The following is a 10,036-nucleotide window of genomic DNA, read 5'->3' on the forward strand; positions in this document are numbered from 1 at the left end:
GGGCCGGGGGCCGCCCCGGAAGATGACACAGAGAGGTGAGCTGAACATGACGACCGTCGGAGTCGGGATGGTCGGGCACGCGTTCATGGGACGCGCCCACTCCCAGGCGTGGCGCAGCGTCGGGCCGTTCTTCGGGCCGCCGCTGACGCCCGTCATGACCGCCCTGGCCGGACGCTCCGCCGACCGCGCCCGCGCCGCCGCCGCCGCGCTCGGCTGGGCGTCGATCGAGACCGACTGGAAGGAGCTGCTCCGCCGCGACGACGTCCAGCTCGTCGACATCTGCACGCCGGGCGACAGCCACGCCGAGATCGCGGTCGCCGCGCTGGACGCGGGCAAGCACGTGCTGTGCGAGAAGCCGCTCGCCAACTCCGTCGCGGAGGCCGAGGCGATGGCCGCCGCCGCGGACCGGGCGCGCGAGCGCGGCATCCGCTCGATGGTCGGGTTCAACTACCGGCGCGTCCCGGCGGTCACCCTCGCCCGGCGGCTGGTGGACGAGGGGCGCATCGGCACCGTCCGGCACGTCCGCGCGCAGTACCTCCAGGACTGGCTCGCCGACCCGGCGGCGCCGTTCACCTGGCGGATGGACCGCGACAAGGCCGGGTCCGGGTCGCTCGGCGACATCGGCGCGCACATCATCGACACCGCGCAGTTCATCACCGGGCAGTCGCTCGTCGGCGTGTCGGCGCTGATGGACACCTTCGTCCCGGAGCGCCCCGTGCCCGGCGGCGGCACCGCGCGGGTCACCGTGGACGACGCCGCCCTGTTCATCGGGCGCACCGACGGCGGCGCGCTCGCCTCGTTCGAGGCGACCCGGTTCGCCACCGGCCGCAAGAACTCGCTGCGCATCGAGGTCAGCGGCTCGTCCGGCGCGCTGTCGTTCGACCTGGAGTCGCTCAACGAACTGTGGTTCTACGACCGGACGGAGGACGACGCGACCGCCGGGTTCCGCCGGATCGTCGTCACCGAGCCCGTCCACCCGTACGCCGGGCACTGGTGGCCGCCCGGCCACATGCTCGGCTACGAGCACACCTTCACCCACCAGATGGCCGACCTGCTCACCGCCATCGCGGACGGCACCGACCCGCGGCCGTCGTTCGCGGACGGGCTGCAGGTGCAGCGCGTCCTCGCCGCGGTCGCCGACAGCGCGGCGTCCCGCTGCTGGGTCGACGTCGAAGGGAGCGCATGACCATGGCACGACCGATCACCCTGTTCACCGGCCAGTGGGCGGACCTGCCGTTCGAGGAGGTCTGCCGGCTCGCGTCCGGCTGGGGCTACGAGGGCCTGGAGATCGCCTGCTGGGGCGACCACTTCGAGGTCGACAAGGCCCTCGCCGACGACTCCTACATCCCGCGCAAGCTGGAGACGCTCGCCAAGCACGACCTGAAGGTGTGGGCGATCTCCAACCACCTCGTGGGGCAGGCCGTCTGCGACAACCCCGACGAGCGGCACAAGGCCATCCTGCCCGAGCGCATCTGGGGCGACGGTGAGGCCGAGGGCGTCCGACAGCGCGCCGCCGAGGAGATCAAGGACACCGCGCGGGCCGCCGCCAAGCTGGGCGTGGACACCGTCGTCGGCTTCACCGGCTCCTCGATCTGGCACACCGTCGCGATGTTCCCGCCCACCCCCGACGCCATGGTGGAGCGCGGCTACGCCGACTTCGCCGAGCGCTGGAACCCGATCCTGGACGTGTTCGACGAGGTCGGCGTCCGGTTCGCGCACGAGGTCCACCCGAGCGAGATCGCCTACGACTACTGGACGACCGTCCGGACGCTGGAGGCGATCGGGCACCGCCCCGCGTTCGGGCTGAACTTCGACCCGTCCCACTTCGTGTGGCAGGAGCTCGACCCGGTCGGGTTCCTGTTCGACTTCCGCGACCGGATCTACCACGTCGACTGCAAGGACACCAAGGTCCGCACGGGCGACGGCCGGCGCGGGCGGCTGTCGTCGCACCTGCCGTGGGCGGACATGCGGCGCGGCTGGGACTTCATCTCCACCGGCCGCGGCGACGTGCCGTGGGAGGACGTGTTCCGCGCCCTCAACGCGATCGGCTACGACGGCCCGATCTCGGTCGAGTGGGAGGACGCCGGCATGGACCGCCTCCAGGGCGCGCCCGAGGCGCTGGAGTTCGTCCGCGCGCTGAACGCCATGACGCCGCCGGAGGGCGCGTTCGACGCCGCGTTCTCCTCGGACTGAGCGGGGGGTTACGGCAGGGCGCGGAAGTCGGCGAAGTCGAAGCCGGGGGAGACCACGCAGCTGACGAGGACCTCCTCGTCCCCGGCGGGGCGCGCGGCCTGCCACACGCCGGGCGGCACGACGGCCTGGGGGACCTGCCCGTCCGCCAGGCCGTCGCCGAGCACGACGGTCTCCGGGTCGCCGGACGGGCGCTCGCCGTCGCCGCCGAGCAGCAGCGCCAGCGGCCCGCCCCGGTGCCACAGCCACACCTCGGCGGACCGCACGGCGTGCCACATCGACTCCTCGCCGGGCGGCAGCAGGAAGTAGATGCCGGTCGCGCTCGCGCGCTCGCCCGGGTAGCCGTCCGGGACGAGGGAGACGCCCGACCGCCACGTCTCCCGGTACCAGCCGCCCTCGGGATGCGGCAGCAGGTCGAGCGCGGCGGCGGTGGCGGGCCGGTCGAGCAGCGCGACGTGCCGCCCGTCCGGGCCGCGCCGCAGGTAGCGGACGCGGGCCGCGGTCGTCGTGTCGACCGTCCCGCGCCCGGGCACCGCGCCGGGCGCGGGGTCGAGCTCGACGGCGACGACCTGCCCGCCGCCGGGGAACGCGTCGTCGGCGACGGCGAGCGCGGCCTCCTCCGGCGCCCACACCGCCCCCGCGTCGGAGAGGACGAAGCGCGGGCCGGCCGCGGCCCGCCAGGCGTCGAGCGTCGTGATCAGCAGCACGGTCAGTCCATTTCGGAGAGGCGGGCCGGGTCGAAGGCGATGGGGTAGGGGCGGTCGACGGCGAGCACCTCGCCCGAGCGCGCCCGGCCCGCCACCTCGTACTGGTCGTCCCTGAGTTCGAGCAGCGTGATGGTCGGGCGCGGCTCCAGGTCGACCAGCCAGTAGTGCGGGATGCCCGTCGCGGCGTACTCCTCGACCTTGCGGACGCGGTCGATCTGCTCGTTGACCGTCCGCGGCGTGACGACCTCGGCGACCAGGATGAGGTCGGGGCCGTAGTAGGTGCGGGTCTGGCGCTCCAGGGCGCTGCGGGCGACGTCGCGGGACACGGCGAAGACGTCGGGCTTGCGGATGCCGGACGGCGTCGTCACGTCCTGCGGGGCGCCGGCGATGTGGACGTCGGCGTCGGCCTGGCGCGCCGCGTCCTTGAGCACGGTCTTCAGCTGCTCGGCGGCGTGGTCGTGCCACAGGTCGCCGGGCAGCTCGTGCAGCCAGCCGTCGGCGAGCTCGTAGCGGCGGCCCTCCTCGGGAAGGGCGTCGAGATCGTACAGCGTGTACGGGCCGTGTGCGCGGCCGAGCGTCCCGCCCATGGATCGTCCCCCCTCTCCTCGATCTACGGGCGGTTCCGAATTTAGCGGACGGACGTCCGAAGCGGCCGCAAGCATGATCGCGCGTCGGGATGCGGCCGAATGTCTCGAACGCCGCGCGGCGGCGAGTTACGATGTATCGCGTTTGACCCTCCACGGGCTGGAGGGTGCAGGCTGCGGAGCGCCGGCCTCGAAGGAGAGATGCGATGAGCGTCGAACAGCATCCCGCACTGCGCGCCTCGGACCGCGACCGCGACGACATGCTCGTCCGGCTGCACACCGCCTTCGCCGAGGGGCGCCTCGACGAGCCCGAACTGGACGAGCGCATCGACCGCGTGCTCGCCGCGCGCACCCACGCCGACCTCGGGGCCGTGGCCGCCGACCTGCCGTCCGCCCGCGACGCCGCGCCCTGCCCCGGGACCGCGCCCGCCGGGCGGTTCCAGATCGCCTACAAGACCTCGGTCACCCGCGCCGGGCGGTGGAGGCTGCCCGAACGGTTCACGACCGTCGTCTACAAGGGGACGGGGACGCTCGACCTCCAGGCCGCCGAACTGGACGGCCCGGTCACGACGCTGCGGGTGCTCGCCTACAAGTCCACGGTGGAGATCATCGCGCCGCCCGGTGTCCGCGTGGAAGCGGACGGTGCGGGGGTCTCCACCGAGGTGCACGGCGACCCGCCGGCCGGCGCACCGGTCGTCCATGTCCGGGGTTATGCGTACAAGGGGGCTATCCGGGTGAAAGGTCTGATACGTCGGCTCTGAAGTGATAGAACGCTCCAGCGGCCCCATTGGCCGCCGTTCACGCGGATGTCGGTACACGGCGTCCCGTGGCGCGATTTGATGGTGGTCCGACAGGACCGTGAAGGAGCGCGTGTGACGGCGAGGACCCCGGAGCAGGACGAGGCCCCGCGGACGGCCGAGGAGGACCCGGCGGGCTCCCGCCAGGTCCGCCGCCGGCTGACGTTCGGCGTCGCCGGCGACATCGCCGACCTCCCGGCCGCCCTGTCGCCCTGGCAGCGCGCCTACGAGGCATGGCGGGCCGCCGGGCTGACCTGGGGGCACGGCGCCCCGCCCCGCGAGCGCGCGAAGCCGGCCGCGGCCCCCGAGCCCGCCGCGCCGAAGCCCGCGGCCAAGGCGCCGAAGGCGGCCAAGCCGCCCAGGCCGAAGCCCGCGAAGCCTGCGAAATCCGCGAAGCCCGCGAAGCCCGACCCCGGGGACGTGCTGGTCGCCGGCCCCCCGAAGCCCCTTCCGCCCACGCCGCAGAAGCCGGTGCTGTGGCGCCGCCTGCGGGTGCGCGCGGCCGTCGGGGTGGCGCTCGTGGTGGTCGCCGCGGGGACGATCGTCGTGGTGGCGCAGCGCGAGGACGCGCCCGCCGAGCCGGGCATCCCCGGCCCCGTCGCGGCGGACGGGATGTTCGCCCTCGACCCGGCCGCCGCGTCCGACGGCCTCGTCCAGGACCTCACCGCGGTCGCCTCCGCCGGAGCGACGATCGTCGCCGCCGGCACCGAGGGCACCGGCGCGCCCGCCGCCGCTCGGGCGCGCTTCCTGACCTCCACCGACGCGGGCCGCGCCTGGACGCTCGCCGAGATCCGCACGCCGGACGGCGCCGCGCCCGCACCGGGCGAGGCGCCGCGCCTCGTCGCGGGCGCGGCCGGGCACTGGGCGGCGCTCGGCCGGACGCCCGCCGGCGCCGCGATCGCGTGGACGAGCAAGGACGCCAAGACCTGGAGCCGCCACCCGGCGGGCGCCGCGTTCACGCCGGCCGACCAGGTGACCGGCCTGACCCGCACCGCCCAGGGCTTCCTGGCCGTGGGCGCGGCGAAGGGCCATGCCGTCACCTGGGCCTCCGCCGACGGGCGCACCTGGCAGCGCGGCACCGCCCCGGCGGCCACCCGCCTCGACGCCGTGGCGGCGTCCGGCGGCGTCGTCGTGGCGCACGGCACGACCGCGAAGAAGGTCGTCAAGAAGCGGGGCCGCAAGAAGGTCACCCGGACGGTGGTCGGCGAAGGGCTCTGGCGTTCGGCGGACGGCGGCCGGACGTGGGCCGCCGCGGCCGTCCCGCAGGCGCAGGGCTCCTACGGGCCCGCGAAGGGGCTGACGGCGGGTCCCGGCGGGTTCGCGGCCGTCCGCGAGGGCAGGCAGACGACCGGGAGCAAGAAGCGCCGGAAGACCACCCGGTTCGGGGTCGTGTTCACCTCGCCGGACGGCCTCAAGTGGCAGGCGGTGAGCCGCTTCCCCGGCGGCGGCATCGAGCGGTTCGGCGGCACGCCGGACGGGCTCGCCGCCATCGTGCGCGGCGCGAAGGGCGCCCACACGATCCTGCGCAGCACCGACGGCCGTACCTGGCGGCCGGGCGGTAGCATCCCGGCGCCGGTGCGCGGCAGCGGGCTGACGGTGGCCGCCGGCGGCGCGCTCGCGGTCTCCGGGCGGCAGGGCGACGACGCTTACCTGCACGGTGTCGACCTGGACGCCGTGCCGGGCGCCGTCAATCCGGAGCGCTCGGTCAGGGCGATCGCCGCAAGCCCCGCGATGGCGGTAGCGGTGGGCAGCACGAACGGCGCGGCCGCCATCTGGACTGCCCCTGACGGGCTGCGCTGGGCGCGGGCTCAGGTTCCCCCCGGCCGGTGGCTGACGGACGTCGCGCACGGGAGCCGTGGCTGGGCGGCGGTAGGCCGCACCGCCGGGGCCGTGGCCGCACCTCTGGTGCTGACCTCGCAAGACGGCCAGGCGTGGCAGAAGGTCGCGTTCCCCGCCGGTCCGGTGCCGGTCGCCGTCGCCGCGGGCTCGTCCGGTTACGTCGCGGTGGGTCCCCGCACGGCCTGGCGCTCCGCCGACCTCCGCACCTGGAGCCGCGCGGTCCTCGACGGCGTCCCCGCCGACGTCGCGGCGGCGGACGGGGCGTACGTGGCGGTCGGGGCCCGCGGCAAGGCGCCCGCCATCTGGACGTCCCCGGACGGCGTGAAGTGGACGGCCGCCAAGCCGCCGCCCGCCTTCACCGCGCCCCTCACCGGGGTGGCCGCGCACGGCCGCACCCTCGTGGCGCTCTCCGCGTCCGCGACCGCGCTGGTCTCCACCGACGCCGGAGCGACCTGGACGCAGCGCAACCTCGGCCCCGGCCTGACCGCGGCCGCCGTCACCGCGACCCCGCAGGGCTTCGTCGTGACCGCGGACACCGGCGGCGACGCCGCCGTCCTCACTTCCCCGGACGGGACGACCTGGCGCCGCCTCGGCGTCGCCGGGCTGAGCGGGCACGGCGAGCAGCGGCTCACCGCGCTGACCACGCTCGGAGCGGACCTCCTCGCCACGGGCACCGACGAAGGCACCCCGACCCTCTGGCGCACCCCCGTCCCGAAGTAGCGGCCCCCTCCGAAAGAAAGCGGCTCCGCCCGGACGATCTGTCAGTCTGGGCTGACAAATCTCGGATGTCAGCCTAGGCTGACGGCATGACGTCCGTGAGGGAGCTGGCGGAGGCCGCCGACAGCGCCGATCCCGCGGTGGGGCTCGCCGCCGTGGCGGCGCTGCGCAGGCTCACCGACGAGCTGGAGGCGCTGCACGTCCGCAACGCGCGTGCGCAGGGGTGGTCGTGGCAGGCCGTCGCTGCCGCGCTCGGCGTGCGGCGCCAGTCCGTCCACAAGAAGCACGCGGCACGGCTGAGCGGGGAGAGGCGATGACCATGCTCGACAGGTTCGCACCGGACGCGCGGCGCACGGTCGTGCGCGCCGGCCGGCTGGCGGTGGAGGCGGAGCGCGCCTACCTGAGCGACGCGTTCCTGCTCGCCGCGCTCGCCGACTCCCGTCCGGTCGGAGCCGCGCCCGACGACGTCAGGGCGGCCGTCGGCGCGCGTCCCGGCCGGGACCGCGCACTGCTCGCGACCCTCGGCATCGACCTCGACGAGGTGCGCCGCCGGGTGAGCGGGGCAACGGCGGCGCGGCCGGACGACCCGGCGCTGTGGACGCTGCGGCGCGCGCCGCTGCGTCCGCTGCGGGTCACGCTGGCAGGGCCGGGCGCCGCGATCGTGCTGGACGAGAGCGCCCGCAAGGCCGTCGAGGTGGCGTTCTGGGCCGCGCGCCGCGCGCGCCGGGCACACGCCGGCCTGGACGACCTGCTGTGGGGCCTGCTGGCCGACGGCGCCGGCGGGGCGGTGGGCGTCCTCCGGGACCTCGGCGTCGACCGGGGAGCGCTCTGGGCGGATCTCCGCCGGGCGGCTTAGCTGTGTCTAGGTGCGGCTGCCGGAGCTAGCCGTTGCAGCCGCAGGAGCAGCCCTTCGCGCACGAGCATCCGCCGCCGTGTCCGCAACTGCAGTCTTTTTTCGTCATGGGCGGAAAGTAACCTCCTGGGCACTGCGCGGTCTATGACCCGGGCGCGATGTGCTCCTGTCTCCATGGACACGGGCCGTCCCGGTTGGCGGGGGACATGGGACGGCCCGTGCCCGGCCGGAGGGCTCAGAAGTCGATGTGGAAGTCGACGCCGAGCAGCACGAGGACCCACAGGAAGACGGCCAGCAGCGCGCTGACGACGCGCTGGACGAGGCTCTCGTCGATGTAGCCGCGGTCCCAGGCGATGAACACGCCGATGATGATGTAGATGAGGCCGAGCAGGCTGATGTGCGGCCTGTAACGGGTCGCCATGGAGGGTGTCTCCTCCCGGTGGGGGGTGTGACGAACCCTCGGTGCCCGGCCCGGTCGCGGAATAACACCGGCGGTATTCAGGGACATGCCGCGACGATCGTTTCGGCATCTCCCAAAATGGGGGTGCTACTTCCCGGACATGTCGATGCGGACCACCGTCGGGTCGCGCTCGCCCGCCCGGTCCGCGAACTCCGCGTTGCGGTGCACGATGTCGAACTCGTGCTTGCGCCTGCGCAGCGACGCGCTGAGCAGGATGTGGTCGAGGTCCTCGGAGTTGCCCGCGGTCACCGCGGTGTAGCGGTCGCCCGCCGGCAGCTCGGCGGGCAGGTCGGCGAGCCCGGCGCCGGGGGTGCGCCAGGCGCCCGTGGTGAGGGTGCGCAGCGGCGTGGACGTCCCGCGGTCGTTGAGGTCGCCCGCGACGATCACGCGCGCGTTCGCGTCCACCCTGCGGACCGAGTTCACGAAGCCCGTCACCGTGCGGGCCTGCGCGAAGCGGCGCCACTCGGTGGGCCGGGACGGCGGCTGCCGGCGGCCGAACAGCGGCTGGTCGTCGGCGGTGCTCGGGTACCACCGGTTCGCGATCACGATGAACCGGTGGCCGCGCCAGGTCAGCTCCCCGGCGAGCGGCTTCTGCGTGCCCGCCCAGGCCGCGTCGCGGGGCGCGATCCGGCCGGGGCTCAGCGTCAGCCCGGCGGTGGCGCCGCGCGGGACGGCCCGGACCGCGGTGACGGCCGGGTCGGGCCGGTCGGACGGCGCGTCCGGGATCGGATCGCCGGACGCGGGGCGGTCGACGAACGCCAGCCCCCGGTCGGTGCGGAACAGGAACCCGGACCGCTCGTTGTCGCCGTCCTCGCCGCCGTCGGCGTTGTCGCGCGGGTCCACCGAGCGCCAGTCGTAGGCGGGGCCGCCCGCCGCGCTGACCGCGGTGACGAGCTGCGCGACGGTCTGGTCGGTGGCGGTGGTGCCGTCGTCCTCGGGGCCGCTGTTGTCGCCGACCCCGCTGACCGCGATGAGGTCGGGGGAGCGCAGGCCGTGCACGATGTCGTCGGCGAGCGCGGCGAACCGGGCGGGCGGCGCGTCGGGGTGCAGCCCGTCGAGCGCGGCGGTCGCGACGGCCATCTCGCCGGGCCGCTGCGGGCGCGTCGTCTCCCGGGCCAGCGTGCCGGCGGCGCGCTCCGGGGTCGCGGTGAGCAGCAGCTTGTAGTCGCCGTAGGAGTAGTCGAGGACGCCGACGTTGACGCCGGGCAGCCGGTCGCCGACGTTCATGCCGGGCAGCGGGGCGAGCGCGTCGTCGAGGATGATCCGCTCGGGGTTGGCGTCGCGGTCGCGGAGCAGGATGCCGCCGCGCGCGGTCCGCGCGCCGGCGCCGGCGCCGTTCGCGGGCAGCACGGGCAGCTCGCCGTAGCGGGACGGGCCGACCGCGACGGCGTCGCCGATCGCGACCCGCATGCCTTCGAGCGCCTCGTAGAAGTCGAGGCCCTCGCGGCGCGGGTCGAACCCGCCGCCCCGCTCGACGTCGCCGTGCCCCCGGTCGATCACGGCGCCGGGCGCGCGGCGGCCGTGCGGGCCGCCGATGACGACCGGCGGCGGCAGCGGCGCCCCGTGCGCGGTGACGGCGACCGCGGTGGCGTCGATCTCGGTGCGGGTGAGGCCGCCGGAGGACGCGCCGTCCGGGCGGAACTCGCTGACCCTGCCGTCGACCCGGACCGCGTCGCCGACGGCGGCGCCCGGCCGGGTGCGGGTGAAGACGTAGACGCCCTCGGACGTCGCCGCGCTCCGGTCGGGGTGCGGGTCCTGCATCCAGAACCCGTTCGTCGTCACCGCGGTCACGACGCCGGGGACGCGGGCGACCCTGGCGCCGTTCAGGGGCGAGACGTGCGCGGCGCCCTGGACGTCGTGGATGCGGACGGGGCGGGGGGCGGCGGAAG

Annotated in this window: 10 protein-coding genes; 6 read left to right on the top strand and 4 right to left on the bottom strand. The window is 75.4% G+C overall.

Annotation, left to right across the window (positions count from 1 at the left end):
* Positions 1–46: 46 nt before the first annotated feature.
* Together ETD96_RS33500 and ETD96_RS33505 are read left to right on the top strand one after the other, a co-directional pair.
* Positions 47–1,186: a Gfo/Idh/MocA family protein gene (locus ETD96_RS33500; protein ID WP_138640496.1), complete on the top strand. Its 1,140-nt coding sequence runs from the start codon at positions 47–49 to the stop codon at positions 1,184–1,186.
* Positions 1,187–1,188: 2 nt separating this feature from the next.
* Positions 1,189–2,193 (top strand): sugar phosphate isomerase/epimerase family protein, encoded by a 1,005-nt coding sequence (locus tag ETD96_RS33505; protein ID WP_138640497.1) that lies wholly within the window; start codon positions 1,189–1,191, stop codon positions 2,191–2,193.
* An 8-nt stretch (positions 2,194–2,201) separates the two neighbouring features.
* Here the strand turns inward: ETD96_RS33505 and ETD96_RS33510 are convergent, their stop codons facing one another.
* Both ETD96_RS33510 and ETD96_RS33515 read right to left on the bottom strand, forming a co-directional pair.
* Positions 2,202–2,897 carry a cupin domain-containing protein gene (locus ETD96_RS33510; protein ID WP_338072627.1) on the bottom strand — a complete coding sequence of 232 codons (696 nt, stop codon included), beginning with the start codon at positions 2,895–2,897 and terminating at the stop codon, positions 2,202–2,204.
* 2 nt (positions 2,898–2,899) lie between these two features.
* Positions 2,900–3,484 (bottom strand): Uma2 family endonuclease, encoded by a 585-nt coding sequence (locus ETD96_RS33515; protein WP_138640498.1) that lies wholly within the window; start codon positions 3,482–3,484, stop codon positions 2,900–2,902.
* A gap of 203 nt (positions 3,485–3,687) precedes the next feature.
* Here ETD96_RS33515 and ETD96_RS33520 point away from each other — a divergent pair, with 203 nt between their 5' ends.
* The 4 genes from ETD96_RS33520 to ETD96_RS33535 all read left to right on the top strand — a co-directional run bounded on the left by ETD96_RS33520 (position 3,688) and on the right by ETD96_RS33535 (position 7,690).
* Positions 3,688–4,242, top strand: a complete 555-nt coding sequence (locus ETD96_RS33520; protein WP_138640499.1) for a DUF1707 SHOCT-like domain-containing protein — start codon at positions 3,688–3,690, stop codon at positions 4,240–4,242.
* Between the two features lie 111 nt (positions 4,243–4,353).
* Positions 4,354–6,837, top strand: coding sequence for a beta propeller repeat protein (locus ETD96_RS33525; protein ID WP_138640500.1), 2,484 nt, complete (start codon positions 4,354–4,356; stop codon positions 6,835–6,837).
* A gap of 86 nt (positions 6,838–6,923) precedes the next feature.
* Positions 6,924–7,151 (top strand): helix-turn-helix domain-containing protein, encoded by a 228-nt coding sequence (locus tag ETD96_RS33530; protein WP_089328125.1) that lies wholly within the window; start codon positions 6,924–6,926, stop codon positions 7,149–7,151.
* Positions 7,148–7,690, top strand: coding sequence for a Clp protease N-terminal domain-containing protein (locus ETD96_RS33535; RefSeq protein ID WP_138640501.1), 543 nt, complete (start codon positions 7,148–7,150; stop codon positions 7,688–7,690). The genes ETD96_RS33530 and ETD96_RS33535 overlap by 4 nt, the downstream gene beginning before the upstream one ends.
* Positions 7,691–7,922: 232 nt before the next feature.
* Here ETD96_RS33535 and ETD96_RS33540 read toward each other — a convergent pair whose 3' ends face one another.
* Positions 7,923–8,108 carry a hypothetical protein gene (locus tag ETD96_RS33540; RefSeq protein ID WP_138640502.1) on the bottom strand — a complete coding sequence of 62 codons (186 nt, stop codon included), beginning with the start codon at positions 8,106–8,108 and terminating at the stop codon, positions 7,923–7,925.
* Positions 8,109–8,234: 126 nt separating this feature from the next.
* Positions 8,235–10,036, bottom strand: a 1,802-nt coding sequence (locus ETD96_RS33545) for an endonuclease/exonuclease/phosphatase (RefSeq protein WP_138640503.1), incomplete at its 5' end; no start/stop codon positions are given.

Origin of the sequence: Actinomadura geliboluensis (assembly GCF_005889745.1) — a bacterium.
GTDB classification, from domain to species: Bacteria; Actinomycetota; Actinomycetes; order Streptosporangiales; family Streptosporangiaceae; genus Spirillospora; species Spirillospora geliboluensis.

What these genes read in the sequence shown, in the direction of transcription:
- ETD96_RS33515 (WP_138640498.1), bottom strand. Translation starts at nt 3,484, where the DNA reads ATGGGCGGGACGCTCGGCCGCGCACACGGCCCGTACACGCTGTACGAT.
- ETD96_RS33505 (WP_138640497.1), top strand. Translation starts at nt 1,189, where the DNA reads ATGGCACGACCGATCACCCTGTTCACCGGCCAGTGGGCGGACCTGCCG.
- ETD96_RS33520 (WP_138640499.1), top strand. Translation starts at nt 3,688, where the DNA reads ATGAGCGTCGAACAGCATCCCGCACTGCGCGCCTCGGACCGCGACCGC.
- ETD96_RS33530 (WP_089328125.1), top strand. Translation starts at nt 6,924, where the DNA reads ATGACGTCCGTGAGGGAGCTGGCGGAGGCCGCCGACAGCGCCGATCCC.
- ETD96_RS33540 (WP_138640502.1), bottom strand. Translation starts at nt 8,108, where the DNA reads ATGGCGACCCGTTACAGGCCGCACATCAGCCTGCTCGGCCTCATCTAC.
- ETD96_RS33500 (WP_138640496.1), top strand. Translation starts at nt 47, where the DNA reads ATGACGACCGTCGGAGTCGGGATGGTCGGGCACGCGTTCATGGGACGC.
- ETD96_RS33535 (WP_138640501.1), top strand. Translation starts at nt 7,148, where the DNA reads ATGACCATGCTCGACAGGTTCGCACCGGACGCGCGGCGCACGGTCGTG.